Genomic DNA, 24,762 nt, shown 5'->3' with positions numbered 1-24,762 from the left:
AATCTGTTGTTGAGCCGGTCTCGTTGATCGTTCCCGCTTGATGTCATCACGGTCGCCTCCTGGCGCCTATTTTGTTGAAGAAGGGGTGCGGTTCTCCGCCGACACCATCCAGGCAAACTGCTCGAGCTTCTCGATAACGCCGTGCAGAATGTCAGCGCTGGTGGGATCTTCCTCGTCGACCTCATCGTGAACTTCGCGCATCGTGGCCACCGTCGATTCGAGCCGAACTGTCACCAGGTCGACGGTCTCGACGGTGTCGACCTCTCCCGCTGGATACGCGGGCAGGCTCGTGGTCGCAGCGACCGTGTCGCTACGGCCATCCGGAATCGCATGCAGTGCGCGCATCCGCTCGGCAACGTCGTCACTGAAGACTCTGGCGGCATCGATGATTTCGTCAAGGATTCGATGGGTGTCACGAAAATTGCGACCGACGACGTTCCAGTGCGCCTGCTTGCCCTGAATCTGCAGCTCAAGCAAGTCGACCAAAACCTTTTGCATGTTGTCGCTGAGGGCCTTCGAGGCGATGAACCCGTGCTCGGCGTTCTGGCGTCGAGTGACTCGAGCTCCTGACGCGGCCGGTGCTTTCGTTTTTTGCGCGGTAGAGGATGCCATGATGTCAGGCTAGAACTACTGACGAAATCCAAACAGGGGTCGACGTGCCGCACCCAAGGTGGTACGCAGGCTCAGGCTTCCGGTGGCAAATAATCGGGCATGGCCTGCGCTTCTTCGGCTGACATCCCCTGAGCCGCCGACGACGGGGGGCGTTTTCGGGCCGAATGAACGATGCGGCTCTGCTCCAGAATCACTTCGGGAGCCTGGCCTGCATCGGACAGCTTGACCGACGCGATCCAGATGGCCTCGGGATGCATGTCTTCCCCGGCCCGGACGTCTTCGGCAGTTCGCAGCTTCGCCACATCGTGGATGATCGTGCTGAAGCCCACCTTCACCACGATGTCCGCGATGCACAGCACGACCTGCATCGTGGTGGTCCACTCCCCGCCGAACGCGAACAACTGGATCATGCTGGCGATCGGGTAAATAACCCAGCCGGTAAGCAGGAGGATGGTGGCGTTCCTGAGCAGCCGGCCAGCCTCGGGGGTGAGCGCCGATGACGACGTCCTGACGGCGCGGATCAACACGACGTTGGTGAGCACCCAGAAGATGACGCTCACGCCGAACCAGAGCGAGGTGACACCGGGGTTGTCGTCGTCGTGAAGCACGATAGCCCCAAGGAAACCGGTGAAGATCATGCCGAAGGCGAACGCGATGGCGAGGTACTGTGCGCGCTTGTAGGCGAAACCGATGAGGGCAGTTACCGCGAGCAGCTCGGCACACAGCAACGGAACCGTCAGCGACCAGTCCGCGTACCGCAGCGCGAAGGTGTTGACGGCGAGTTCGTTCGGTTCCCATCCTGTCGCCGTCGCGTCGTAGCCGAAGACGAAGGTGATGAGCAGGAACAGGTACGAGACAGCGGCGGCCCCAAGAACGGCGAGTCTGGCGACGGTGGCCGACCTGTAGCGCACCCCCACCTCGCCTCGCGTGGCTACGGCGCGCACAAACCCCGCACTGAGCACCAGGAACGCGACGCCCATGAAATACATGATCAGCAGGTGGTTCGCGTCGGAGAGTGACGCCATCCAGGGCGCTGAGATCATGGGCACTGCCCCTACGACCGCGATGGAGCACCCTCCTTAGGGGACTCTGGTTCGGCCGTGAATACGAGCCCACCGGGATTATTGGACGACGCGGCCAGCACTTCGATCCACTCGCGATTGATCGCCGGGGGCCTGCTGCCGAAATAACGGAAGAACAGGGTGCTGCTCGGATCGAGCCAGATCGCACTTCTGCCGCTTCCCGCGCCGGGAGTGCTCGTCCAGGAGAACACAAAACCTTCACGCCGACGCAGCTTGGCGGTGATCACGATTTGAAGGTGCGCGAGCGCACGGTCATCAAACGAGATTTCTGTTCCCAAGCTGCCGTACAACAATGTACCCACGAGTTGCCCTTCATCCTTCCGGGATCGGGGGAAAGATCAACTTTTATTCTATCGCTCAGCGGCAGAATGCCGGGTCTACCTCGCCACGGGAATTCCCCGGGCGCTGGAGGGTTCACACTAGTAGTAGCGGCGCGCACAGTGCTGACTGCGACGGCGGAAAGGAAGTTGTGACCATGACGTCGACGACCCCGACCGCTCACACGCTCACCCCCGCCGAGATTGAGACCATCCGCGGCGACTTCCCCATCCTCGGAGTCGAGGTCAACGGGCATCCCCTGGTCTATCTCGACTCGGGAGCCACCTCCCAGAAGCCCGTGGCCGTGCTGGACGCCGAGCGCAACTTCACCGTGCGCCGCAATTCGGCGGTACACCGCGGGGCGCACACGCTCGCGGCCGAGGCCACCGAAGAATTTGAGGACGCCAGGGAGACCGTCGCCCGCTTCGTGGGTGCAGACGCCGACGAAATTGTCTGGACGTCGAACGCGACGGAAGGCCTGAACCTCCTCGCGTACGCACTGTCGAACGCATCGTTCTCCCCCGACTTTGCATCGCTGAAGCTCTCGGTCGGAGACGAGATCGTCGTCACCGAGCAGGAGCACCATGCGAACCTCATCCCGTGGCAGCAGCTGGCGCTGCGCACTGGCGCGACGCTGCGCTTCATCCCGGTTGATGATGACGGTCGCCTGCGGCTCGACCTCCTCGACGAGATCGTCACCGAGCGCGCGCGAGTCGTCGCCGTCACCCATGTCTCGAACGTGCTCGGAACCATCAACCCGGTGGCCGACATCGTGGCGAGGGCCCATCAGGTGGGTGCGATCGTGGTGCTCGACGCCTGCCAGTCCGCTCCGCATCTCCCCCTCGACCTGCATGCGCTTGACGTCGATTTCGCCGTGTTTTCGGGCCACAAGATGCTGGCTCCGACGGGAATCGGCGGGTTCTACGGCCGCCGCGCGCTGCTGAACGCTCTGCCCCCGTTCCTCACCGGCGGCTCGATGATCACCACCGTGACCATGGAGGCCGCCCAGTTCCTGCCTGCCCCGCAGCGGTTCGAGGCCGGCACCCAGCGGGTGGCCCAGTCCATTGCACTCGCCGCGGCCGCCGACTACCTGAGCGCGATCGGCATGGATCGGGTCGCAGCCCACGGCTCCCACGTGAGCCGCCGACTGCTCGACGGGCTCGCAACGATCGACGGCATCCGTGTGCTGGGCGCCCAGGGCGAGCGGGTGGGGCTTGCGAGTTTCGATGTGGCGGGCATCCACGCGCATGACGTCGGCCAGTTTCTGGATGACCGTGGCATCGCCGTGCGCGTCGGCCACCACTGCGCGCAGCCGTTGCACCGGCGGCTGGGCCTGACCGCCACCACCAGGGCGAGTGGATCCATCTACACGACGGACGACGAGATCGACCTGTTCCTGCAGGCCGTGAGCGACGTCCGGGGATTTTTCGGAGTGACCTCATGAGCTCAGACGAACTGAACGGGCTGTACCAGCAGCTGATTCTCGATCACGCGAAGAGCCCGCATGGCAGGGTCACCCTCGAGCACCCCACGGGGAGCTCCCACCAGCTGAACCCGACCTGCGGCGACGAGATCACCCTATCGATCCAGGTGGATGCCGACACCGTCGCCCACGTCGGGTGGGAGGGTCACGGCTGCACCATCTCGCAGTCCAGCGCGTCGCTGCTGTCGACCCTGATCGAGGGTCGCGAGGTGGATGACACGCGTCTGCTGCTCGAGGAGTTCCGCACCGCCATGCGCTCGCGCGGCGCCATCGAGCTCGACGAGGAACGGTTTGAGGACGCGATCGCGCTCAACGGGGTCTCGCGCTACGTCGCCAGGGTGAAGTGCGCGATGCTCGCGTGGGTCGCCCTGGAGCACGCGCTCGACGGGAAGTAGCGCTCGCTCTGCGCCTGAGAGGACTCTCATGCGCAGGGCCGCCATCCTCACCCCGCTCTGCCCTGAGTGCGCCACACTGGCGCCGGCAGGGAGGGACACATGCGGGTTCTCGTGGTGGAAGATGACGTCGCCATCCAGCGTTCGCTGGCTCAGACGCTGAGGGAGGCCGGCTACGCGGTCGATGTCGCCGGCGACGCCGACGACGGCCTGCGCGCCTTCATGATCGAGCCGGTCGACATCGCGGTTCTCGATGTGCGGCTGCCCGGGTTGCCCGGCGGCGGCATCGAGCTGTGCCGGCGGATCCGCGAACTGTCACCCGAGGTTCCCATCCTCATGCTCACGGCGATCGACTCTGGAGACTCGAAAGTGCGGGGGTTGGATGCGGGAGCCGACGACTATCTGACCAAACCGTTCCACATCGAGGAGTTGCTGGCCCGGGTTCGAGCCCTGCTGCGTCGGGCGCCGCGGGCCAGCGCGGAGGCCGTGAGCGTCGGGACCATGCGGCTGGAGCCGTCGACGCGCTCGGTGATCAGATCCGGACGACGCATCGAGCTGACCGCCAAGGAATACGCGGTGCTCGACTACCTGATGCGCAACGCGGGTCAGATCGTAAGCGCCTCGGACCTGATCGACCATGCGTGGGACAGCAACTACGAGGGGTACAGCAACGTGGTGCAGACCTACATCCGGTACCTGCGCCGAAAGCTGGCCATCCACGGGCAGCCCGATCCGATCACGACGTTCCGCGGCAGCGGCTACACCATCGACGCATGATCTTCCGGCGGGCAAAACTGCGGCTCGCGTTGTCGTACGCCCTGGTGCAGCTTGTGTTGTTCGCAGCCTTCGGGCTGGGTATCTATGCCTACGTGACCACCGCCTTCGACTACGACGTCGCCGACGGAGAGACCGCGGTGCTCTCGGCCGAAGCGGGCTTTGCGAACCTGCGCACCGGCATCCTCATCGCCTATGCCGGTCTGATCATCGTCATCCCGGTTACCAGCTACCTGCTTGCGTCCCTCGCAATGCGGCCCATTTTGGCGAGCTTCGAAGCGCAACAGCGCTTTGTCGACGACGCCTCCCACGAGTTCCGCACGCCGCTGAGCGCCCTGCAGGCTCAACTCGAGCTCGGGTTGAGCCGGCCGCGATCGAGCCTCGAATACCGCACCATCCTGGGCCACTCCCTGCACTCGACCACCCAACTCAACGAGATCCTGGACGACCTGCTGGTGCTCTCCCGTGGTGCCCACGACACGAATATTGCGATGCGCGACGTGGAGATCGGCTCGATCCTCAGTGACGCGATCGGCCAGCTCCCTCCGGATGACGCGTCACGTGTGCTGCGCAACACCTCCCCGGATTTCGTGGTGACGGTTGCCCCCTCGATGCTCACCCGGGCGGTGGTGAACCTGCTCACGAATGCCCTGCGCTATTCCCCCACCGAATCCGAGGTGACCCTCGCGGTCGTCAAGAAGAACGGCGCGGCGCGAATCACCGTCGCCGACCGAGGCGTCGGCATGACCCGAGAGCAGTGCAGTCTCGCCTTCGACCGGTTCTGGCGAGCTGACGCGTCCCGCGCGACACTCGGGCGCGGGCTCGGACTTTCCATTGTGCAGGAGATCGCGAATCTGCACCGCGGTCGGGTCGATCTGGAGTCGGAACTGGGAGTTGGCACCACGGCGTCGCTGGAGATCCCGCTCTCACGGTGATCCCACGTTCACTTTTCTAGCGTTGATGACATGGCGATAAATGATCGCCGCAAAAGGAGACGAACTCATGAGCAAGATCAAGACCGCACTGGCATCGTCCGCCGTTATCGTCCTGTCACTGGTGGGAGGCGGTCTTGTGATGGCCATTCCTGCACAGGCCGCGACGACCGCCATCGTGCACCTGTCCGGTGTTGAGGACGGCACCAACGACGGCGAGACCGCCGACGATAACGGGATCGAAGACGGCACCAACGACGGCGAGACGGCCGACGACGCTGGGGTCGAGGACGGCACCAGCGATGGCGAGACCGCAGACGACAGCGGTGTCGAAGACGGCACCAACGACGGCGAGACGGCCGACGACGCTGGCAACTAGCCCGCCACTGTTTGCCGACACTGACGGCCAGTCGACGCAATGTCGGCTGGCCGTTTCGTCAGACCAGGGGGAAGGTTACCTCGACGGTGAGCCCATCGCCAGGGCGATTGTCGAGCGTGATCGCACCGCCAGACACTGCCACGATGCCCGCAACGATCGACAGCCCCAGGCCGGCTCCGCCGCCGGTGCGGGCATGGTCGGCACGGGAGAACCGGTCGAACGCGAGCGGCACGAACGCGTCATCCATTCCGCCGGCGGTGTCGCTGACCCGCAGAGCGATGCTGTCACCCAGGATCACCAGTGACAGCTCGATGGCACCCTCGACGCCCGTGGCGGCGAGCGCATTGTTGACCAGGTTGTCGCAAACACGCCCGAAGTCGGCGTCACTTACCGCCACTGTGCGAAGCTCGGCAATGTTGCTGGAGTATTCGATCCGGATGTCTCGATGGCCGACGTGCTGTCGGCCGCGGTCCGCCGCATCCGCCAGCTCCGCGGCGAGCTCGAAAGTCGTCGAGGTTCCCGGCGTTGCCTGCGCGTCGATGCGTGACAGTTCCAGCATCGACGTTGCCAGGGCAGACAGGCGCACCAGCGTGCGCTGGGCGGCGGCGACGTCATCCTGCATCTTCGGCAGGGTGTCTGCCTGGCGTTGAGCAAGCTCGAGCTGTGTTTGGATGATCGCCAGCGGGGTGCGAAACTCGTGGCTCGCGTCTGAGACGATCTGTCGTTCGCGTTCGGCTGACGTGCGCAGCTGGCTGATCAGCTCGTTGAGGGTGCCGGCGAGTTCCGAGATCTCATCCTGAGACGGGCCGACCGGCAGCAGCTCGGAGCCTGGGCTTGCCACCAGAGTCGCGGCGCTGCGCCTCAGCCGCCCAACCGGCCGGAGGGCTGCGGTTCCGATGAACCAGGATGCCGCCCCGAAGGCGATATTGATTCCGGCGATGCTCGCGATGAGCAGGAACGCGACCTGCTGCAGCACTGACTCTTCCGGATCATCAGGGTTGGCTGTGATGATCTTCCAGGTGCCGTCGCTCGTCTCCACACTGGTCACCTTGACGAGGAATGTCTCCGAGTCCGCGGAGACAATGCGGGTGTCATCGGGCTCCGCCGCCAGGGCGCCCAACTGCTCAGTCAGTTCGTCCGGAAGGGTGTTGATCCGCACCGGCCCGCTGGGGTCGATCACCGCAACGAGTTGGCCGGCGCCGGGAGGGTCGATCTCGTCGGTGCCATTGCTGAGGGCTGTGAGGTACGGGCTTTCGACGTTCTCGAGTACGCGGATCTGCCCGTCGCTGACGATCCGCTGCACCTGCGAGAAGATCACGATGCCCGCGACGATCGAGATGAGGATCGCGACAATCAGGCTGCCACCGGTGATGCGCGCGCGGATGGTGAGGCGTGAAAGATTCACTGGTCCAGCGCGATCAGCTGGAATCCGACGCCGCGCGTGGTGGCGATACGCACCGGCGACCCGACGGTCTCAAGCTTCCTTCTGACATAGCTGACGTATTGGTCGACGATGTTGGGGTCGATGTGCGCCACGGATCCCCAGATCGAGTCGATGATTTCGGCCCGGGGCATCACCCGGGTGGAGTTTTCGGCAAGCAGTCGCAGCAGGTCGAACTCGGTGCGACTCAACCGCAGCTCGGTGCCACCCGCCGTGATCTCGTGGCGGGTCATGTCGATCTGCAGGCCCCCGATATCGAGTCGGGACGCGCCGATCGCATCCCGCCGGCGAAGCGCCCGGAGGCGAGCGGCCAGCTCGGCGAATTCGAACGGTTTGGTGAGGTAGTCGTCGGCGCCGGAGTCGAGCCCGCGCACCCGGTCGTCGACGGCATCCCTCGCGGTGAGAAGCAGGATCGCCATACCGTTGGTGTGCTCGCGCAGACGGCGGCAGAGTTCGAAACCCGACATGCCGGGGAGCATGACGTCGAGCACGGCGATGTCGTAGGGCTCCCGCTGGGCCAGGGTGATGCCGTCGATGCCGTTGCCAGCGGTGTCGACCGTGTAGCCCTCGCCACGAAGCCCGCGGGCGAGGAGCGCCGCCATTTCGGGCTCGTCCTCCACCACCAGGATGCGCAGGGCCACACGGTCCACCTTCCGTTATGGTGCGATCCTACGGCTAGGCCGCGACGGGTTCTGCGATTGGCGATGCGATCACGGCCTCCTGGCGCTGGCGCTTCACCCTGATGCCGAGGAATGCTGCGAAACCCACGATGGCGACGAGGAACACCACGCTCGTCACGGTCGTGCCGAGACCCAGACCACCGTCGGCCGGCGCCTGCGACAGCAGGTCGCCGATGGACGCGCCGAGCGGACGGGTGAGGATGTAGGCCGCCCAGAAGCAGGCGACGGCGTTGGCGTTGAACACGAACCTGGCGACGGCGATGACACCGATGAGTGACGTGAAGAGAATGACGCCCACGAGGTACCCGAGGCCCAGCCCCTCGGTGATGAGGTCACCGGCCGCGGTGCCGAGCGCGAAGGTGAACAAAATCGCAACCCAGTAGAAGGCCTCGCGGCGGCGCGAGAAGATCGTGTGGATCGACAGCGTGCGCTCCCGGTAGAACCAGATCCCGAAGGTGACGGCCAGCAGCGCGCTGAAGAGGATGGTGCTGGCCCATAGCGGCACTCCGGCAACGTCGGTGAGGTTGTCGGTGACGAGAGTGCCGACCACGCTCACCAGCACCACCACCGTCCAATAGACACCCGAGGTGTACCTCCTGGTGGCGAACTGCGCAATGAGGGATGCGATGAGAAGCGCACCCATGATGTAGGTCGTGATCTGCAGGCCAAGGCCGAGGTCCGCGTTGAGGTAGTCGGCGAAGGTCTCGCCCGTGGTGGTGGAGAGAATCTTGATCACCCAGAAGGCGATGGTGACCTCGGGCACCCGGTTGAAGAGGATGGTGCGAACGTGCTCGGGCAGGGTGTTTGTCATGAGGTCAGGCTGGTGGATGCCGCCTGACGTTCGCCCGGGATCCCGGCCCCCGGGAGTGAGGGTTCTTTCAGGAACAAGCGCATGACGCCGGAAACCAGCAGAGCCGCCGATGCGCCCAGCACAGCACCCGCGATGACATCAGACAGCCAGTGCACGAGCAGATAGTTGCGGCTGAGCGCCATCAGGGTGATCCACACAACCGCCAACACCCGTGTCCACGTCCGCGGTAACGCGATCAGCAGGGCGATGGTGATGGCCGCAGCCGCCGTCGCGTGTCCCGACGGAAAGGCGTTTGATGCGGTATCCACAATTCCGTCTGAGGGTCTCGGTCTGGCCAGAGCGGCCTTGAGCACAGTCGAGATTCCGGCCGACAACGCCATCGCCAGAGCGACCGTGATGGCCGCCCGGAATCGGCGCATGAGCAGGAACACGACAACGACGAGCACGGTGAGAATCGTCATCACGAGGGTTCCGCCGATGACGTGCAGCGCACCGGCGATCGCTCCCGCCGCCGGAAAGCGGTGAGCCGCGAGCACATCGTGCCAGGCCTGGTCCAGCCCGAAGGGCAGGTTGCCTCCCACGGTTGCGACGCCGACACCAGCGAGAACCACGCCCACAATCCCGAGGCCACCCACGAGCATCTCGCGGGTCGCGGCGGGTGATCGTCGGGGAGCGTGGAGCAATTTCGTCTTGGGCACCTTTCGAACTTACGGGCATTCCATGTGGTGAAGTGGATCGCACGCACGGCTGGTCCTGAGAGAGTTCTCAGCGACGCGTCGGGGTGGCAGGACAACACCGCCTCATCAAGGTGTAGCTGTGACCTATGGTCGAACCATGGATGCCGCGAGCCCCTGGATTGCGACCGCGATCGCGCTGGTGCTGCTCGCGGCAATCGCCACTGTCGGCCTGAGCATCTTCCACATCCCGCAGCCGCGCGCGGTTCTCCTCGCTTTGGCACGCGCCATCCTGCAACTCGGCGCACTCAGCCTGGTGCTGACCGGCATCATCCGGGATCCGCTCTGGGTCGGCGTCGGTCTCGGTGTCATGTTCGTGGCCGCCGTCGGGACGGCCGCGCGGCGGGCGCGGGCTGGGGCATCCGCGCTGCTGGGCCTCGCGGCATCCATGATCATCGGCCCTCTCGTCGTCATGTCGATCGTCTTCGCGACGGGCGCCATCGAGTTCTCGCCGCGCTATGTGCTCGCGATCGGCGGCATCGTCATCGGCAACACCATGACGATCGCGATTCTCACCCAGCGCGTGTACAGCGCCTCGGTTCGCGACCACTGGGACGAGGTCGAGGGGTGGCTCGCCCTCGGGGCGACACCCCGCCAGTCCACGCTCGACCTCGGCCGTCGCGCCATCCATACCGCACTGCTGCCGTCGGTGGACCAGACCCGCACCACCGGCATTGTCGTGCTCCCCGGCGCGTTCGTGGGTGCGATCTTCGCCGGAGCGTCACCGCTCGAGGCCGGGCGGTTCCAAGTCGTCGTGCTCGCGAGCATCCTTGCAGCGGGCGTGCTGACAGCAACAGCCCTGACCCGGATGACCGGAAGAGTGGTGCAGCGCGGACTGTGACGGCGCCCGTCAGGTACCGCACGAGCGGGGCACCGGCAACCCCGTGGTGGCACAGGTGCGATCTCCCTATCCTTCATGCATGTGGTTCGATACCTGGTCAGAGATCGTGCGCGTCCTCCTCGTTGGAATCGCGTCATATGCGGCAATCGTCGTGTTCATCCGTGTCTCGGGTAAACGGGCGCTCGCGCAGTTGAATGCATTCGATTTCGTGGTGACCGTCGCCCTCGGGTCGACGCTGGCCACAATCCTCCTATCGTCAGATGTGTCGTACGCGGAGGGGGCCACAGCCCTCGGGCTGCTGCTCGGGCTGCAGGTCGTCGTCTCCTTCGGCTCCGCCAGGTGGAAACGCATCCGGAAGTTGACGACCGCCACCCCTGCCGTGCTGCTGACCGATGGGCAGATCGACGATGACGCGCTCAAGCGGGCGCGCCTCTCCGACGGGGATGTGCGCCAGGCTGTGCGACGCAGCGGCTACGGCGACCTCGGGGCGATCGCGGCGGTCGTGCTGGAGAGCAACGGTGAGTTGAGCGTGATCCCAGCGTCGGAGCTGGGAACAGGCTCGGCGCTTCCCGACGTCGACCACCATCCTCAAAGTCCGGGGCGATAGGCTCGCGGTGATCGTTGCTAAGGAGTAAGCGCAATGCCGCCAGCACTCACCATCACCCTCATCGCGATACCGGTGCTGCTGTTCGGCGCTCGAGTGGCTCTGCCCGGCATTCCGTTGAAGCGATACGCCCGCACATCGCCGTGGGTGGACATCGCGCTCATCATCATTGGTGCGGTCGGTCTCGTGTTGCACTGCGTAGCGATGTTCTACCGCGGACTCATTGAGGGCGTCGCAGGATCCGACGGATACCTCCAGGCGGTCAACGGCATGGGCGGGCCGAGTATCGCGCTTTACGTTGTTCCTGCTCTGCTGGCTCTCGCCGGCCTCCGCCGCCAACAGCCCCTCGCACTCGTCATCGTTGCGATCACCCTCGTCGCGGTCGGCGTCACGATGTACAACGGCGGCCCGCTCGCGGTGCATCTCGCCGCCATCACCGCCGCGGCGATCGCGCTCGCCCTCACCACCGCGCTCCTGGTTCTTCGGCCCCGCCGCTCCAAGAGGGTTCGTACGCCCAGGTAGGCGGCCCTATCCGGAATAGGTGGTGTCGAGAAGCTGGTCGAAAATTGCGATCTCGTAGGTCTGGCTCGCAGACATCCTTGCGGCTAGTCCCTGCACGTTCGCGATGCTGGCCATCGAGACTGCGGCGTCAGCCATGTGGATTCCGCCCAGGTGGTGAGCGCGCATCAGCTGGAGAAACAGGCGTCCCTGCGGAAGCCCCGTCGTCGTGGCGAGCAACTCCATCTCGGCAGGGGTGGCAAGCCCTGGCATCTCGCCCATGGGCATCCCCATCCCCATCCACGCCATCACCGTCTCTGGCATGGCGGTGCTCTCACCCCAAACCTGCAGCCAGGTGTGCATGATGCCGCGCTCGTACGACTGACTCTGCAGAATCTCGGCGGCCGACGCCTGCACGGCGGGGCCGGTGTCTCGACCCAGAACTCGCTGGCACATCGCCAGACCCTGCTCGTGGTGCGCCGACATGTCGGTGAAGAACCCGATATCCGAACCGTTGGGGGCATCGACTGAGATCGCCGATGCGTCGTTGCCTGCCTTCGTGCATCCGGTCAAGAACGCCGCAGCTCCTGCGGTGACCCCGATCGTCAGGAAGCTGCGACGCCCTGGCGATGCGGGGAGCCCCAGAGAACGAGCCACCCGCTAGCCGTCTGCGCCGGGAGGACCACCGGGGCCACCCGCGTCGCCACCGGTAGCGGTGCCCGCCAGGGCGCCGTCCGCAACAGTGCCATGGAAACATCCCAGCGTGTAGGGGAAGGTTGCGGTCGCGTAGTAGCGGTACTGACCGTCGCTGTCGATACGCCCGTTGCACTGGTCAAGATCGCCAGAGCCTTCGACGAACGAATGCGCTGACCAGGTGTCACTGGCGAACAGCGACGAGTCGGTCAGCTGCCAGCTACTGGTGAGTTGGGCAACCGAACCGCACGCGGCATCTGAGCAGACCACGCCGGACATGATCGGGTATCCGTCGGCAGCCCATCCCATCACCAGGGAGGTACCTGCCTCGACCTCGGAGGCGTCGTAGAGGCAGTCGACTCCGTCAGCCCAGCCGAAAAGATGCATGTGGTAGTCAACGGGGCCCTCGTGCCCGCCACACTCCGAAAGTGCGCCCTCCAGCGACAGCACGTCACCGCCGGTGCCCTCGGTCGCGCCATAGATCGCCACCCCATTCACAGCCATACCGAGGGGCCCGAGCGCAGGCACAGCCTCCGGATCGCTCGACTCGGTGGGCGTTGAGGGGATCGTCAGCACAACCTCAGACGCGGTCAACTCCCCGGGGGTGGTCGCCACGTACGGGTAGTCGGGGATGCCGTTGCTCGTCGCGATCAGGGCGTCGCCGTTGCAGGTCGCCACCAACTCGGGAGCCGTCGAATCGGGGTTGGCGCTGACGACAGCGCGGAACGTTGCGGCCATCGCCGCGCAATCCCCTGTGCTCGCCGCGAATTCTGCAACTGCAGCTTCGGAGGCGGTGGCACTCGGTGTCGCCGTCGGCGTTTCTGAGACGGTCGAACTCGGCGAGCATGCCGACAGCAGTATGGCGAACGCGCCAACGATCGCGACCGAAAGAAAGGTTGGTGACTTCATCGGCGTCTCCTATTGCGTGGCATGATTAGGCAGAATTTTGGGCTCGTTAAGGCTACCTCTCGCACGAATGCGCCTCATAGACTTCTGCCCGGAATAGCCTCGACAGCAAGACTGTGGCCTACGCCCAGCCCCTTGTAGTTGGCCGTGCGAGCGGCGCGGCGTTGCGAGCTGTCCTGCAGTTCCAGCTCGGCGAGCTGGCGCACAATTGCTTCGCCAACACGGCGGCAAAAGTCAGCGGGCTCGGCATCAGCAGTGGGGCGTTCCTCAACGATTTCGTGAACTATGCCGTCTTCGAGAAGATCCTGCGAGCGCACACGCTGATCGACGGTCATGCTCGCGGCGTGCGACGTGTCGCCGAACATGATCACGCTCGCACCCTCCGGCGGCAGCGGCGCTAGCCATCCGTTCCGCGCCGCGAGGACACGGTCTGCTGGCATAAGGGCGAGCGCGCCACCACCCGTTCCCTCACCGAGAATTACCGCGACAGTGGGTACGGGCAAGTCCAGCATTTCTGCGAGGCAGCGAGCGATCTCTCCGCCGAGACCGCCCTCCTCCGCCTCGCGAGAGAGGGCCGCACCCGGTGTATCAACGACGGTGATCAGCGGCAGCCCGAGTTCGGCGGCGAGCGCCATTCCGCGACGGGCCTGGCGCAGAGCATCCGGCCCCAACTCGGCCTCACCATGTGCACGACGATCCAGGCCGACAACGACTGTGCCTCTGCCGCCGATGGTGGCCAGCGAAACGACGGCCGACTTGTTTGATTCGCCCTGGCCAGTGCCGCTCAGTGGAACGCTGGAGGTCGCGGCGTAATGAAGCAGCGACCTCAGGCCCGGGCGTCCGCTGCGACGTGAAATTTGGATCGACTCCCACGCTGATGGAATGTGCGCAACCGGCTCCTCAGCTGGAACGGGAACGGTGCCAGCCGAGGCCGCGATAATCGCCAACGCCTCGCCTGCCACAGTGCGCAGGTGCTTGGCGTCGAGCACAGCGTCGACAATGCCATGGGCGAAGAGGTTTTCCGCGGTCTGCACCCCTGCGGGGAAGTCGACGCCGTGCAGCGCTTTATACACTTTGGGGCCGAGAAAACCGACGAGTGCCCCGGTCTGAGCGACCGTGATGTGGCCGAGAGATCCCCACGAGGCGAAGACCCCGCCGGTGGTTGGATGCCGCAGATAGACGAGGTACGGAAGCCGGGCTGCCTTATGCGCAACGACCGCTTCGGTGATCTTCACCATTTGCAGAAAGGCCCGTGTGCCTTCCTGCATGCGAGTTCCACCAGAAACGGGCGCCGCGAGCACAGGCAGGCCTTCCGCCGTTGCCCGTTCGATGGTCTGCACCATCCGGGTGGCGGCGTTGACCCCGATCGAGCCGCCGAGAAAGCGGAACTCCCCCGCCATAACTGCCACGCGCGAACCGTTGAGCAGTCCCTCACCCGAGACAAGCGATTCGTCCTCGCCGGTCTTCGCGCGCGCGGCGTCGAGTTCGTCTCGATAGCTGTCCTCGATCGGCAAGGGGGGCAAAGGCGAATTCCAGCTGATGAAGGACCCGTCGTCAAGAGTCATCGCGATGAGCTCGCGGGCGCTCGGACGGTCGTTCATTCGCTCAGCCATTCGCGCACAGAATCGTTGTGTTGCCCCAGCGTGGGAGGCGCACTGTGCGCGGTGCGCGTTTGCTCCTGCCCGTCCGCACTGAAGAAACGCAGTGGTGGCCCGGGAAGCTGGAGCGCTCCGAGCGTCGAATGTTCGACGTCAACAATCAGCCCCTGAGACCGCGTCTGGTCCCACTCGTAGACCTGCTGCAGATCCCGTACCCGGCCCGCGGGGATGCCTGCGTCGTCGAAGGCGATCAGCAGCGCATCCGCATCCCAGGCGGAAAACACCTCTTCCAACGCAACAATAAGTGATTCGCAGTTCTCAACCCGCAGACCATTTGATGCCCAGCGTTCGTCATCGACGGCGAGTCCCGTCATGGCGCAAAGCCGCCCCCAGAGACCCTCCGACCCCACGGCGATCTGCACTGCTCCCGATCCGGTGTGGAAAAGCCCGTATGGGGCGATCGACGGATGGTGATTACCATTCGCAAGCCCCACCTGCCCTGCGACGGTCCATCGGGTGCCCTGAAAAGCGTGTACGCCAACCACCGATGCGAGAAGGGAGGTGCGCACGACCTGCCCTTTCCCCGTCCGTTCCCTCTCGAGCAGCGCAGCGAGCACGCCGTAGGCTCCGTACATTCCGGCGAGCAGGTCGGCGATGGGAACACCGACACGCTGCGGATCGTCGGGCGTGCCGCCGGTGAGCGACATGAGGCCTGCCTCGCCCTGGGCGATCTGGTCGTATCCTGCCCGGCCGCCTTCGGGACCATCGTGACCGAAGCCGCTGATCGACAACAGCACGAGGCGCGGGTTGAGCTCTTCAAGCCGAGGGGGCGAGAAACCTAGACGATCCAGGGTTCCAGGGCGGAAGTTCTCCAGCAGCACGTCAGCTCGTTCGATAAGTCCGGCCAGAATGGCGGAGTCATCAGGGTCTTTCAGGTTGAGCGCTATTGACTCCTTGTTCCGGTTGGCGGAGAGGAAGTAGGTCGACTCCTGCTCTCCTTCCTCTCCCACGAAGGGAGGGCCCCAGCCACGCGTGTCGTCTCCAGTGCCCGGGGTCTCCACCTTGATGACCCGGGCGCCCAGGTCTCCCAGCATCATCCCCGCGTGCGGACCCGCCAGTGCCCGAGTCAGGTCGAGCACGAGATAACCGGTGAGCGATCCAGTCGCGCTCATACTCGCGACCCCAGTGCAGAAACGCCGAGTTGTTCGCGTAACGCCAGAACCAGGGCGTTCATTCCAGCCGCGTTTGAGGCACCAAAGGTGTAGAAATCGGGCCGGATGAGCACGCACTCGGCACTGAGCTGGTCCAGCCACGTCGCGTAGGTGCCGTCCACCTCATCGAGGGTGGCGACCTCAGGATGCCTGCCCCTCAGAGCCACCACGGTGATCCCCAGCTCACGAATCATGTCTGCCGTCTCAGCAGCAACCTGCTCAAATGTTTCTGCCTTCGCCAGAAGAAGTACCGATCCCGAATACAGGTCGTCGAAGCGGACGGTTGCGTCGTCAACGCGAATGACCGCCTGGGGAGAAAGTTGTCCCCCGCCAGGAAGGTGAAGGCCCGGTCCCAGCTGAGGGGCGGGAGGTGAAGGGGGAGCATTTCCCTTAGCCAGTTCGGCGATCATCCGCTCGTCTCGTTCTGCTGCCTCCGCCGGATCAGTGATGCAGATCACCCGCCCCAAGGAGATGGAAAAGTCGATGAATTCGCGAATGTGAGTGAGACGCTCGGTCTCGTACGTGTCGAGCACCGACTCGGTGGCGTGGCCGGCGAGCACAGATCCGAGCTTCCAGAACAAATTCATGACGTCGCGAAGTCCGGCGCCCAACCCCTGCCCGGCGAAGGGCGGCATGAGGTGGGCGGCATCGCCAGCCAACAGAATGTGTCCTCGGCGCCAGCTGGTGGCCCAGCCGGCCTGAAAGGTGTAGACCGAGTGGCGTTCGAGCTCTGAATTGTCGGGGCGGATCCCGAACGGTTCGAGCAACTCCCAGGCGCGCTCGGTCTTGTTGAGCGACTCGATCGTTTCGTGCGGAAGGCGCATGAACTCCCAACGTCGACGGCCAGGACCCCCAGGTACCATCGTGGCCGGACGGGCAATGTCACACGTTTGAATTGCCACGTGCGGGAACTCAAGAGACGGATCAGGGATGACGTCGACGACAAGCCAATCGTAGAAAAATCCCATGTCGTGCCAGTCAATTCCGGCCCACCGGCGAACCGTGCTGTTCGCGCCATCCGCTCCCACGAGATAGCGGGAGGTGACAACCCGCTGGGCTCCCGTGGCGACCTGGGTCAGCCCGGTTGAGACGACCTCATCGTCGGAAAGTATGTCGGCCGACCATCCGCGAAGCACGGTGACGGTGGGGATTGTGCTGAGCACCAACTCCATGCGATCTTCCAGCGCGGGTTGGCTGAAGAAGTAGGTGTTGTACCAACCGGACGACCCGATGCCACTCCAGTCGACCTCGACGAGACTCTGACGGTCAGCGTTGCGCCACACGTACATGTCGTCGTACGGCTCGGTGATCTCAGGAATCGTGTCAGGAGAAAGACCGATCGACTGCAGTATGCGAGCGAACTCAAAATCGTGGGTCACAGCGCGTGGCAGGGGGTAGCCCTCTGTCTTGCGATCGGCGACAATCACGCGATGGCCAGCGCGCCCAAGGTGGATCGCCAGCAGCTTTCCTACCGGGCCAAGCCCCACGATCATGACGTCACAGTTGTCGGTTGCCGCTGTCGGCGGCGTAGCTTCATTGCTCACGTCGCCGAGCCTAGAAGTTGTGAAAGCGGCCCCCGAAGTTCTGTCCCGGAATACGGGATGGAAAGTTGTTCGCGGGCCAGCCGGGTTTGATCATGGGGTATCCCGTGCCACCCGGACCGCAATCAAAGGAGATTCGCGATGCACCTTAATTCACGACGCAAACGCCTGGCCGGCGGTCTCGCGTTCATCACCGCGGCCGCGCTGGCGCTCGCAGGCTGCTCCCCCATCGGAGCGGACGGCGGAACATCTGATTCCTCAGAACCCATCCGGATCGGGGCGACAATTCCGCTGAGCGGCGCGCTCGCCGGCTTCGGCAGCTTTCTCAAGTGGGGTTATCAGCACGCCGTTGATGAGGTCAATGCCAACGGCGGCATCATGATCGATGGAACGGCCCGCGACGTTGAACTGACGCTCGTTGACGATAAGACAGACCCAAACGAGGTCACCTCGGCGATCAAGACTCTCATCTCGTCTACCAAGGTGGATGCTCTGCTGGGTTCGTGTACTCCTGACCTGGTGAACCCCGGGGCCGTCGTTGCCGACGCCCAGGGCGTTCCCTTCGTCGCAGAGTGCGCTCCGATTGAGGTGTTCAAGTCGGTCAAGACATGGACATACGCGTGGGACATCTTCTTCTCGGTGGCCGACCAGGCGGTCGCCCCCTTCGAAGCACTCGATGCGAACGGGGTCGAAACCAACAAACAGGTCTTCATCCTTCACGACAACGGCCCCGATGGGCAGGCAATCGGCAATGAGATTTGGCCGGCCGTAGCTGCCGACTACGGGTATTCCATCGCCGGGAACATCGAATTCCCCGCAGACAACACCGACTTCTCGGCCGCGATCCAGAAGGCCAAAGAGTCGGGAGCTGACATCGTCCTCATTTCGTCGATCACACCCGCCGCGATCTCGATCCGTAAGCAAATGGCCGCTATCGGGTGGACTCCCAAGGTCATCGTTGCGGAGAAGGGCGCGGAGCCTGTTCAGTTCGCCGAAGCCCTCGGAGACCTCGCCGATGGCGTCATCGTCGGAGCGTACTGGGACCCGTCGTTTGGCTACCCCGGTGCTGAAGAGCTCAAGGAGGCTTTCGAAGCCGAGACCGGCCTGACGTCGAGCCAGCACATCGCCGACAGCTACACCGCGGCAATGGTGCTGATGGACGCGATCGCGGCCGCAGGGACTCTCGATAAAGACGCCATCAACGACGCCATCGGAAAAACCGACGACACGTACGCGGTCGGACCCGTGAAGTTCGACGATGAGCACGCAGCGAAGATCCCCGTGGTCTCATCGCAGTGGCAAGACGGGGTTCCGGTCATCGTGTGGCCGCTGGAACAGGCGACCGGAGAATTACTCTTCCCCGTTCCCTAGCCCTGACGCTCATGGGGCCGACACTCTCGTGTCGGCCCCACCACCCCCTACAACGATGTGGATGACCCTCGGATGAACTCGATCGACCCGGTGGGACTGACAAACACAGTCCTTGGCGGAGCCCTTCTTGGTGGGCTAATCGCCCTCAGCGCAGTGGGACTCTCACTGGTGTTGGGTGTCATGAAGCTCGTCAACCTTGTACACGGCCAGATAGTCGTCCTCGGCGCTTACATGGCCTACTACCTTTCGGCGTTCTGGGGCATCAGCCCACTGCTCGCCCTGCCCATCGTCTTCGTGCTCGGCTTCCTCTTCATGGCGCCCGTTCAGCGCTTCATCCTGGCCCCCGTCGCGCGGCACGGCGAGGAAGCCGGGTTGCTCACCACATTCGCACTGGCCATCATTCTCGAGAATCTGTTTATCCGGATTTTCTCTGGCGACAGTCGCTCCCTTGACACCATTTTCAGTCGAGAAACGATCGCTATCGGCCCCATCAACCTCCCGACGATTTATCTCATCGGTTTCGGAATTTCGCTGGCCGTGTGTCTGGCCGTATGGGCGCTGGTCACGCGAACCTCATTCGGTCGCTCGCTACGCGCGAGCTCGGAAGATCCAATTTCTGCGGCAATCGTCGGCATCCACGTGAGCCGCATCCGGTGGGGCACCTTCGCTCTCAACGGCGGCTTGTCGGCGATCGGCGGCGTGCTCATCGCCCTCTGCTTCTCGTTCACCCCATCGTCCGGCTCGGAATATCTGCTCACCGCTTTCGCCATCATCGTGCTCGGTGGTCTCGGAAACATCATGGGCACCTTTGTGGGAGGAATAGCACTCGGCATCTTCCAGTCGCTCGGCGCCTACTTCTTCGGCGACGGATACCGCACATTTGTAGGTCTGGTCATGCTCATCGTTCTTCTGGCCATCGCGCCCAACGGAATTCTGAATCGGAGGCGCTCGCTGTGAAAAATGGCATGTCCGTTTTACTGAGTCGCATCGCGACTCCCACCCGCGTGGGCAGAAGGGATTTCATCATCGTCGCCGCGCTGGCCGCGATCGCCTTCGTGGTGCCCTACGTTGCAGGAACCTATCAACAGGAGGTCGGCTTCCGCATCCTTCAGCTCGGAGCTCTGGCCGCGGCCTGGAACATTGCCGCCGGGTACACGGGGCTGGTGTCGCTCGGCTCTGCAGCGTTCTTCGGACTCGGGGTGTACACGATGGCACTGGCCAGCAACGCGGGGCTTCCGATCGTGCTGTGCATGATTCTTGCCGCCGTAGTTGCGGGACTCTTCGCCCTGATTGTCAGCCCAGCGCTGTTCCGGCTCCGCGGGCTGTACTTCACCGTCGGAACGCTCGCGCTCGCCGAAGCGCTGCGCATCTTCGTGGTCAACAGCCCGTGGTTTGGTGGCCAGGCGGGCATCTTCCTCACCGCCCGAGCCCCGAAGGCGTTTGAGTTGTACTGGATCGCGCTCGCCATCGCCGTGCTGGTCATTGTGTGCGTTTTGGTGCTTCTGCGCAGTCGCTGGTCGTACCGGATGCAGGCGGTGCGAGATGACGAGGATGTGGCAAGCCAGCTGGGCGTGCGCACCTACCGCACCAAGCTCTGGGCGTTCGGGCTCTCGGGTGCGCTCATTGCCATCGTAGGTTCGGTTCAGGCGCTCAATCAGGGCATTGTTCAGCCGAACGGCGGGTTCGGCATCAGCTGGACTATCGAAATTGTTTCGGTCGCCATCATCGGGGGCATGGGCACCAAGGTGGGACCGTGGATCGGCGCCGTCTTCATCGTCTTGCTTGGTGAGTTTCTCATCCAATTCCCTGAGATTCACATGGCGGTTGTCGGCGTGGTTCTCGTGCTGGTCATCCGGTTCATGCCGAACGGCATCTGGGGCACCTTCACCCTCGCCCTTCAGAAAGAGAGGAACTTCTCGTGACCGCCGTATTGCAACTCACGTCAATAACGAAGTCTTACGGCGGTGTGCGGGCGCTCGACAGTCTCTCACTGGAGGTTGCGCCCGGCGAGGTATTGGGGGTCATCGGCCCTAACGGTGCGGGAAAGAGCACGCTCATCGGCGTCATCGGCGGGGCGCTGACCCCGAACTCGGGCTCGGTTACGTTCGACGGTCGCGACATCAGCAAGCTCAGCTCTGCCGACCGCGCCCGAATGGGCATTGGCCGGACCTACCAAATACCGCGTCCGTTCACACGGATGACCGTGGCCGATAACGTGCGTCTGGCGGCAACAAACTCGGGTCACCACATTTCGCAGCGTGAACTCGAGCCGTTCGTCGGGGGCATCCTGGATCGCCTCGGACTCGCCCCGTTCGCGCATGAGACTGCGGGCAAGTTGCCGCTGCTGCGCCGCAAGCGGTTGGAACTCGCGCGAGCGTTGGCGCTCAAGCCACGGGTGCTCCTCCTCGACGAAATCGGGGCCGGACTTGTTCGTGCGGAAACAGACGAACTCATCACGATCATCCAGAGCCTGCGCACCGAGGTTGAGTCGATGGTGCTCATCGAGCATGTGATGGATGTAATTTCCCGCTGCTGTGACCGCACCGCCGTTCTCGATTTCGGCAAGTTGGTTACCGTCGACGAAACCCCGAAGGTCCTCGCGGACCCGGTTGTCGCTTCCCTCTACCTTGGCTCGATCGCTGACAGCGCTGAACCGACTCCGTTCGACGAGGATAAGCGCGCAGGCATCCGTGCCTCACTCACATCGCTGGTGAGCGTGGCCAAACCTGTATCCGATGCCCCGCTGCTGGCGGTCGATGACGTGTGGGTGCGGTACGGAGGCCTCAACGCCCTCAAGGGAGTTTCGTTCGATGTGCAGCCGGGTGAATGCATTGCTTTGCTCGGGGCCAATGGTGCGGGCAAGACGACGATGGCTCGCGCCCTCGCCGGAGCAGTGCCGCTCACGTCGGGAACGATCTCGTTCGCGGGAAAGTCCATCGCGGGCCTCCGCCCTGACGAGGTCACCGCGCTGGGTGTTGCTCAGTGCATGGAAGGTCGCAAGATTTTTGGGACCCTCTCGATTGAGGAGAACCTCATCGCTGGGGGCCTGGATGCGCGCAAGCACGTGAAAGCCGAGCGACTCGAGGCCGTGTACTCGATCTTTCCCATCCTCAAACAGCGACGTAAAAACTCCGGCACCGCCTTGTCGGGCGGGCAGCAGCAGATGTTGGCTATTGGCCGGGCGCTCATGTCTGCGCCCACCCTTGTGGTGTTCGACGAGATCTCTCTGGGGCTTTCGCCAATCGCGGTCGACGAAGTTTATGAGGCCCTCGGTGCGATTCGCGATTCCGGAGTCGCGATGATTATCGTCGAGCAAAGCGTTGAGCGCGCGCTGGCGCTGGCCGACCGCGCAATGGTGCTCAGCCAGGGTGAGATCACGCTCGAGGGCATGCCGTCAGAGTTGCTCGCTGATGCGCGACTATTGTCAAGCTACCTCGGCTGACGCGGCGAAAAGAGAGAGCGCGGAAACAGGATTCAGACAGCCGAAGGCAGGTTCCGTGGGTCGAACAGAATGCTTCGGGTGTCGAAGCTTCCCTGCAGCTTGGTGAGTCGCTCGACGAAAAGCGCCTTCAACACGTCGAATCGCTCGGTCGGGGCGACGATGGCGACAGCTTGATTGACGCCTGCCGAGTTTTGGATGCACGTCGCAACGGCAGAAATACCCACATCGCGTTCTTCGTGGTCGAACGCCAAATTAGTGGCGCGTACCTGATCGAGCTCGACGATGAATTTGTCCACGTCAGTAATGGTCTTGTTTGTGTGGCCGGCGAGAACGTCTGGCAGAATTTCTCGCACCTTCCAGTCGGGCAGTTGGGCGAGCAAGACTTTGCCGATGCAACTTCCGTGCAGGGAGAAGCTCTTGCCAACCTGGGTCACTGCGTGAAGCCGCGCTGTCGATGACACTTGGTCCACGACGACAACTTCGCGGCCACTGAAGATGGCCAATTCCACATTTTCGTTCACTGCCCGAGCGAGTGAGGTGAGCAGCGGACGCATGCCTGCGACGAGCTGCAGATGGCTGTTCATCCCAAATTTCAGCACCCCTGGGCCCAGGGAATAGCCACCGGCAGACGACGCGCGAATGACGAAGCACTCACGTTCGAGTTCTTGAATGATGCGGTGAACGCTCGAGCGGGGCAGGCCGCTGCGTTGTGAAAGTTCGGTAAGCGAGAGTTGCCCACGGCCTTCGGCGATGATGTTGAGAATGGTCGTCGCGCGTCCGAAGATGGACATCAGCTCACCTGCCAGGTGCGGGTGACGACGAGAGAGTCAACTGCCCAGACTCGATCGTGGCGTGAGAACGACATCTCGTACTCTCCCATCGTTGTCATCAGTGGGGCAGGCGTGAACTCCCACCGGGTATATAAGGCTTTGGCAGAGTACCCCAGTTCTGAGTCAACAAGCCGAACGTTCGTGATGATGTGACGATGCTGATTGGGCTTGCCCCACAGACTCGAGTACAGCTCGGTGAGTTGCAAGTCACCCGATGCTGAGCCCTGCGGAAAAGTGACAGTGGCGTGGCGAAAGTGCTCAAGAGCCGCGTGGATGTTCTTTGCGTCGGCAATCGCTCCATAGTCATAGAGAAGCTGTTGCGCCGCCGAACGTATGTCGTCAGTCACGGTTGGCCTCACGTTGGCGCAGCAGCGCCCTGCCGTAGTCGTTCCCGTTGGGGGTGCGCACAATGGTGTGGATGTGGAATCCCGCAGGCTCGGTGTTACTCAGAAAGACACCGCAGTGGTGATCGAGTTCGAGAATTACCACGGGGCTTTGCACCCGAACGTAAAACACGTCGACAGGGCCGGTCCCGCCGATCCACGAGATCCAGGTGTCGTCGAAGTGGTCCTCGATTTCCCGCTGCCTGGCCAACGCTGGGCCCTCTGGCAAGTAGTCGATGAACTCGCGAACCAGTTCTCGGAGCCTTCCTCTCGCATCCGATCCAAGCTCTGCTGCGCAGACTCCCTCGTAGGGGATCACGCGGTTGTCCTGAAATGCGCCAGCAAGGTGCCGCTCGTCGCCCGGGTGGATGCGGCCGACCGGCATGGCAGGGTCGACCATAGAGTCGAAAAGCACGGCATCGTTTTTTTGCGCAGGGGTCAGCGAATCCAGGAATGCTCGGGCTTTCATCACGCGCGGAGTGAGAGCCGGATCGTCGTCATCGTGCAGCTTGTCCGGCTCGGCGCCGAAGAAGATTGGCGAGATCACCAACTGGTTTGCCACCACCGCACAGTTCAGGGCTAGGTGGTGTCCAAAGATTTGCCAGCCCCAGGGCTCCGTGAGTGAGGGCGTGCCGTACACGGCGATGTTGTAGCTGAACTCGTTCATGATGGGTTCGAGGCCGGTGAGCCCACCCAGGTAGCCGTTAATGTGCATGAGCTTCCGGGCAAGCGTCGCGCCGCTCGAACTCAGCGTCGCATCGAGCAGCCCCAGGAGCGCGTCGCGAGCGCGGACGTCAAGGAATTCCAGTCGGAGACCGGTGTCGTGCTGCATGAACTCGGGGTTCGCCCACGACTGCCACTCCACAGCATCCACCGGATATTGGATCGCTTCGCGCTGGGCGGGCGTCAACGTCGCAAGCGCAGCGGCGGCTGCATCGACCATTGCTGCAACCGGGGCGTCGTTGGGGGCGGCGTCGAAGAGATCCGGAATGATCGTGCCGTCGGATGTGACGCCGACGAAGGGCACCGGGTAGAGCGGTTGCCAGCCGCGGATCAGTTCTCCCGTGAACGCATCGTGCTTCGCGGCCGCCCGGTAAGAGTACGCATCGAGCCCTCTCAGGCCGACGATTCGCTCATCACTTGGCGGGTACAGATATTGCCGGAAACCAGCGTCTTCGCTCATCACGTCGCTATTGAAGCACAGCA

The 24,762-nt window shown here is 63.6% G+C and carries 27 protein-coding genes; 12 read left to right on the top strand and 15 right to left on the bottom strand.

The window, feature by feature from the left end; genetic code table 11:
• Positions 1 to 66: 66 nt before the first annotated feature.
• The 3 genes from QMG83_RS04165 to QMG83_RS04155 form a co-directional block, all read right to left on the bottom strand.
• Positions 67 to 612, bottom strand: a complete 546-nt coding sequence (locus QMG83_RS04165; protein ID WP_283504079.1) for a Dps family protein — start codon at positions 610 to 612, stop codon at positions 67 to 69.
• Positions 613 to 683: 71 nt separating this feature from the next.
• Positions 684 to 1,655 (bottom strand): bacteriorhodopsin, encoded by a 972-nt coding sequence (locus QMG83_RS04160; RefSeq protein WP_283504078.1) that lies wholly within the window; start codon positions 1,653 to 1,655, stop codon positions 684 to 686.
• An 11-nt stretch (positions 1,656 to 1,666) separates the two neighbouring features.
• Positions 1,667 to 1,996, bottom strand: a complete 330-nt coding sequence (locus QMG83_RS04155; protein WP_283504077.1) for a DUF7882 family protein — start codon at positions 1,994 to 1,996, stop codon at positions 1,667 to 1,669.
• A 173-nt stretch (positions 1,997 to 2,169) separates the two neighbouring features.
• On the opposite strand from QMG83_RS04155, the gene QMG83_RS04150 reads away from it, so the two are divergent.
• The 5 genes from QMG83_RS04150 to QMG83_RS04130 all read left to right on the top strand — a co-directional run bounded on the left by QMG83_RS04150 (position 2,170) and on the right by QMG83_RS04130 (position 5,972).
• On the top strand, positions 2,170 to 3,456 hold the full coding sequence (locus QMG83_RS04150; RefSeq protein WP_283504076.1) for a SufS family cysteine desulfurase: 1,287 nt from the start codon (positions 2,170 to 2,172) through the stop codon (positions 3,454 to 3,456).
• The gene (gene sufU, locus QMG83_RS04145; RefSeq protein WP_283504075.1) at positions 3,453 to 3,890 is read left to right on the top strand and encodes a Fe-S cluster assembly sulfur transfer protein SufU; all 438 of its coding nucleotides are present in this window, start codon (positions 3,453 to 3,455) and stop codon (positions 3,888 to 3,890) included. Before QMG83_RS04150 ends, sufU begins: the two co-directional genes overlap by 4 nt.
• Positions 3,891 to 3,989: 99 nt before the next feature.
• Positions 3,990 to 4,664 carry a response regulator transcription factor gene (locus QMG83_RS04140; RefSeq protein WP_283504074.1) on the top strand — a complete coding sequence of 225 codons (675 nt, stop codon included), beginning with the start codon at positions 3,990 to 3,992 and terminating at the stop codon, positions 4,662 to 4,664.
• A complete protein-coding gene (locus tag QMG83_RS04135) occupies positions 4,661 to 5,596 on the top strand; it encodes a sensor histidine kinase (RefSeq protein ID WP_283504073.1) in 936 nt (311 codons plus the stop codon). The genes QMG83_RS04140 and QMG83_RS04135 overlap by 4 nt, the downstream gene beginning before the upstream one ends.
• A gap of 67 nt (positions 5,597 to 5,663) precedes the next feature.
• Complete coding sequence (locus QMG83_RS04130) at positions 5,664 to 5,972, top strand: hypothetical protein (RefSeq protein ID WP_283504072.1); 309 nt, start codon at positions 5,664 to 5,666, stop codon at positions 5,970 to 5,972.
• Between the two features lie 58 nt (positions 5,973 to 6,030).
• Here the strand turns inward: QMG83_RS04130 and QMG83_RS04125 are convergent, their stop codons facing one another.
• Genes QMG83_RS04125 through QMG83_RS04110 form a run of 4 tightly spaced genes read right to left on the bottom strand, consistent with a single transcriptional unit; the run spans position 6,031 to position 9,602 of the window.
• Positions 6,031 to 7,377, bottom strand: a complete 1,347-nt coding sequence (locus QMG83_RS04125; RefSeq protein WP_283504071.1) for a sensor histidine kinase — start codon at positions 7,375 to 7,377, stop codon at positions 6,031 to 6,033.
• Positions 7,374 to 8,054, bottom strand: a complete 681-nt coding sequence (locus QMG83_RS04120; protein ID WP_283504070.1) for a response regulator transcription factor — start codon at positions 8,052 to 8,054, stop codon at positions 7,374 to 7,376. Before QMG83_RS04120 ends, QMG83_RS04125 begins: the two co-directional genes overlap by 4 nt.
• 34 nt (positions 8,055 to 8,088) lie before the next feature.
• Positions 8,089 to 8,904 (bottom strand): COG4705 family protein, encoded by an 816-nt coding sequence (locus tag QMG83_RS04115; protein ID WP_283504069.1) that lies wholly within the window; start codon positions 8,902 to 8,904, stop codon positions 8,089 to 8,091.
• Positions 8,901 to 9,602 (bottom strand): phosphatase PAP2 family protein, encoded by a 702-nt coding sequence (locus QMG83_RS04110; RefSeq protein WP_283504068.1) that lies wholly within the window; start codon positions 9,600 to 9,602, stop codon positions 8,901 to 8,903. The genes QMG83_RS04115 and QMG83_RS04110 overlap by 4 nt, the downstream gene beginning before the upstream one ends.
• A 118-nt stretch (positions 9,603 to 9,720) precedes the next feature.
• On the opposite strand from QMG83_RS04110, the gene QMG83_RS04105 reads away from it, so the two are divergent.
• From QMG83_RS04105 to QMG83_RS04095, 3 genes are all read left to right on the top strand, one after another.
• Positions 9,721 to 10,479: an ABC transporter permease gene (locus tag QMG83_RS04105; protein WP_349357365.1), complete on the top strand. Its 759-nt coding sequence runs from the start codon at positions 9,721 to 9,723 to the stop codon at positions 10,477 to 10,479.
• A gap of 79 nt (positions 10,480 to 10,558) precedes the next feature.
• A complete protein-coding gene (locus tag QMG83_RS04100; protein WP_283504067.1) occupies positions 10,559 to 11,086 on the top strand; it encodes a DUF421 domain-containing protein in 528 nt (175 codons plus the stop codon).
• 33 nt (positions 11,087 to 11,119) lie between these two features.
• On the top strand, positions 11,120 to 11,605 hold the full coding sequence (locus tag QMG83_RS04095) for a hypothetical protein (RefSeq protein ID WP_283504066.1): 486 nt from the start codon (positions 11,120 to 11,122) through the stop codon (positions 11,603 to 11,605).
• A 6-nt stretch (positions 11,606 to 11,611) separates the two neighbouring features.
• On the opposite strand, the gene QMG83_RS04090 is transcribed toward QMG83_RS04095, so the two are convergent.
• The 5 genes from QMG83_RS04090 to mhpA form a co-directional block, all read right to left on the bottom strand.
• Positions 11,612 to 12,238: a DUF305 domain-containing protein gene (locus tag QMG83_RS04090; protein ID WP_283504065.1), complete on the bottom strand. Its 627-nt coding sequence runs from the start codon at positions 12,236 to 12,238 to the stop codon at positions 11,612 to 11,614.
• A gap of 3 nt (positions 12,239 to 12,241) precedes the next feature.
• Positions 12,242 to 13,183, bottom strand: a complete 942-nt coding sequence (locus QMG83_RS04085) for a YHYH protein (RefSeq protein ID WP_283504064.1) — start codon at positions 13,181 to 13,183, stop codon at positions 12,242 to 12,244.
• Between the two features lie 74 nt (positions 13,184 to 13,257).
• Positions 13,258 to 14,793 (bottom strand): carboxyl transferase domain-containing protein, encoded by a 1,536-nt coding sequence (locus QMG83_RS04080; protein ID WP_283504063.1) that lies wholly within the window; start codon positions 14,791 to 14,793, stop codon positions 13,258 to 13,260.
• Positions 14,778 to 15,950: a CaiB/BaiF CoA transferase family protein gene (locus QMG83_RS04075; RefSeq protein WP_283504062.1), complete on the bottom strand. Its 1,173-nt coding sequence runs from the start codon at positions 15,948 to 15,950 to the stop codon at positions 14,778 to 14,780. Before QMG83_RS04075 ends, QMG83_RS04080 begins: the two co-directional genes overlap by 16 nt.
• Complete coding sequence (gene mhpA / locus QMG83_RS04070) at positions 15,947 to 17,533, bottom strand: bifunctional 3-(3-hydroxy-phenyl)propionate/3-hydroxycinnamic acid hydroxylase MhpA (protein WP_283504061.1); 1,587 nt, start codon at positions 17,531 to 17,533, stop codon at positions 15,947 to 15,949. Before mhpA ends, QMG83_RS04075 begins: the two co-directional genes overlap by 4 nt.
• A gap of 138 nt (positions 17,534 to 17,671) precedes the next feature.
• Here mhpA and QMG83_RS04065 point away from each other — a divergent pair, with 138 nt between their 5' ends.
• The 4 genes from QMG83_RS04065 to QMG83_RS04050 all read left to right on the top strand — a co-directional run bounded on the left by QMG83_RS04065 (position 17,672) and on the right by QMG83_RS04050 (position 22,343).
• Positions 17,672 to 18,901: an amino acid ABC transporter substrate-binding protein gene (locus QMG83_RS04065; protein WP_283504060.1), complete on the top strand. Its 1,230-nt coding sequence runs from the start codon at positions 17,672 to 17,674 to the stop codon at positions 18,899 to 18,901.
• Positions 18,902 to 18,973: 72 nt separating this feature from the next.
• Complete coding sequence (locus tag QMG83_RS04060; RefSeq protein WP_283504059.1) at positions 18,974 to 19,858, top strand: branched-chain amino acid ABC transporter permease; 885 nt, start codon at positions 18,974 to 18,976, stop codon at positions 19,856 to 19,858.
• Between the two features lie 8 nt (positions 19,859 to 19,866).
• The gene (locus tag QMG83_RS04055) at positions 19,867 to 20,823 is read left to right on the top strand and encodes a branched-chain amino acid ABC transporter permease (RefSeq protein ID WP_283504058.1); all 957 of its coding nucleotides are present in this window, start codon (positions 19,867 to 19,869) and stop codon (positions 20,821 to 20,823) included.
• Complete coding sequence (locus QMG83_RS04050; protein WP_283504057.1) at positions 20,820 to 22,343, top strand: ATP-binding cassette domain-containing protein; 1,524 nt, start codon at positions 20,820 to 20,822, stop codon at positions 22,341 to 22,343. Before QMG83_RS04055 ends, QMG83_RS04050 begins: the two co-directional genes overlap by 4 nt.
• A 32-nt stretch (positions 22,344 to 22,375) precedes the next feature.
• Here the strand turns inward: QMG83_RS04050 and QMG83_RS04045 are convergent, their stop codons facing one another.
• Genes QMG83_RS04045 through QMG83_RS04035 form a run of 3 tightly spaced genes read right to left on the bottom strand, consistent with a single transcriptional unit; the run spans position 22,376 to position 24,739 of the window.
• On the bottom strand, positions 22,376 to 23,134 hold the full coding sequence (locus tag QMG83_RS04045) for an IclR family transcriptional regulator (protein WP_283504056.1): 759 nt from the start codon (positions 23,132 to 23,134) through the stop codon (positions 22,376 to 22,378).
• Positions 23,134 to 23,520: a nuclear transport factor 2 family protein gene (locus QMG83_RS04040; protein ID WP_283504055.1), complete on the bottom strand. Its 387-nt coding sequence runs from the start codon at positions 23,518 to 23,520 to the stop codon at positions 23,134 to 23,136. Before QMG83_RS04040 ends, QMG83_RS04045 begins: the two co-directional genes overlap by 1 nt.
• On the bottom strand, positions 23,513 to 24,739 hold the full coding sequence (locus QMG83_RS04035) for a DUF3500 domain-containing protein (protein ID WP_283504522.1): 1,227 nt from the start codon (positions 24,737 to 24,739) through the stop codon (positions 23,513 to 23,515). The genes QMG83_RS04040 and QMG83_RS04035 overlap by 8 nt, the downstream gene beginning before the upstream one ends.
• Positions 24,740 to 24,762 lie beyond the last annotated feature (23 nt).

The sequence above is a fragment of the Salinibacterium sp. G-O1 genome, assembly GCF_030063305.1.
GTDB lineage: Bacteria > Actinomycetota > Actinomycetes > Actinomycetales > Microbacteriaceae > Rhodoglobus.
Note: the sequence above shows the minus strand (reverse complement) of the source record. Positions and strands in the feature narration are given on the sequence as shown.

What these genes read in the sequence shown, in the direction of transcription:
- QMG83_RS04165 (WP_283504079.1), bottom strand. Translation starts at nt 612, where the DNA reads ATGGCATCCTCTACCGCGCAAAAAACGAAAGCACCGGCCGCGTCAGGA.
- QMG83_RS04045 (WP_283504056.1), bottom strand. Translation starts at nt 23,134, where the DNA reads ATGTCCATCTTCGGACGCGCGACGACCATTCTCAACATCATCGCCGAA.
- QMG83_RS04095 (WP_283504066.1), top strand. Translation starts at nt 11,120, where the DNA reads ATGCCGCCAGCACTCACCATCACCCTCATCGCGATACCGGTGCTGCTG.
- QMG83_RS04060 (WP_283504059.1), top strand. Translation starts at nt 18,974, where the DNA reads ATGAACTCGATCGACCCGGTGGGACTGACAAACACAGTCCTTGGCGGA.
- QMG83_RS04160 (WP_283504078.1), bottom strand. Translation starts at nt 1,655, where the DNA reads ATGATCTCAGCGCCCTGGATGGCGTCACTCTCCGACGCGAACCACCTG.
- QMG83_RS04140 (WP_283504074.1), top strand. Translation starts at nt 3,990, where the DNA reads ATGCGGGTTCTCGTGGTGGAAGATGACGTCGCCATCCAGCGTTCGCTG.
- QMG83_RS04115 (WP_283504069.1), bottom strand. Translation starts at nt 8,904, where the DNA reads ATGACAAACACCCTGCCCGAGCACGTTCGCACCATCCTCTTCAACCGG.
- QMG83_RS04035 (WP_283504522.1), bottom strand. Translation starts at nt 24,739, where the DNA reads ATGAGCGAAGACGCTGGTTTCCGGCAATATCTGTACCCGCCAAGTGAT.
- QMG83_RS04150 (WP_283504076.1), top strand. Translation starts at nt 2,170, where the DNA reads ATGACGTCGACGACCCCGACCGCTCACACGCTCACCCCCGCCGAGATT.
- QMG83_RS04065 (WP_283504060.1), top strand. Translation starts at nt 17,672, where the DNA reads ATGCACCTTAATTCACGACGCAAACGCCTGGCCGGCGGTCTCGCGTTC.
- QMG83_RS04135 (WP_283504073.1), top strand. Translation starts at nt 4,661, where the DNA reads ATGATCTTCCGGCGGGCAAAACTGCGGCTCGCGTTGTCGTACGCCCTG.
- QMG83_RS04055 (WP_283504058.1), top strand. Translation starts at nt 19,867, where the DNA reads ATGTCCGTTTTACTGAGTCGCATCGCGACTCCCACCCGCGTGGGCAGA.
- QMG83_RS04075 (WP_283504062.1), bottom strand. Translation starts at nt 15,950, where the DNA reads ATGAGCGCGACTGGATCGCTCACCGGTTATCTCGTGCTCGACCTGACT.
- QMG83_RS04080 (WP_283504063.1), bottom strand. Translation starts at nt 14,793, where the DNA reads ATGGCTGAGCGAATGAACGACCGTCCGAGCGCCCGCGAGCTCATCGCG.
- QMG83_RS04130 (WP_283504072.1), top strand. Translation starts at nt 5,664, where the DNA reads ATGAGCAAGATCAAGACCGCACTGGCATCGTCCGCCGTTATCGTCCTG.
- sufU (WP_283504075.1), top strand. Translation starts at nt 3,453, where the DNA reads ATGAGCTCAGACGAACTGAACGGGCTGTACCAGCAGCTGATTCTCGAT.
- QMG83_RS04100 (WP_283504067.1), top strand. Translation starts at nt 10,559, where the DNA reads ATGTGGTTCGATACCTGGTCAGAGATCGTGCGCGTCCTCCTCGTTGGA.
- QMG83_RS04085 (WP_283504064.1), bottom strand. Translation starts at nt 13,183, where the DNA reads ATGAAGTCACCAACCTTTCTTTCGGTCGCGATCGTTGGCGCGTTCGCC.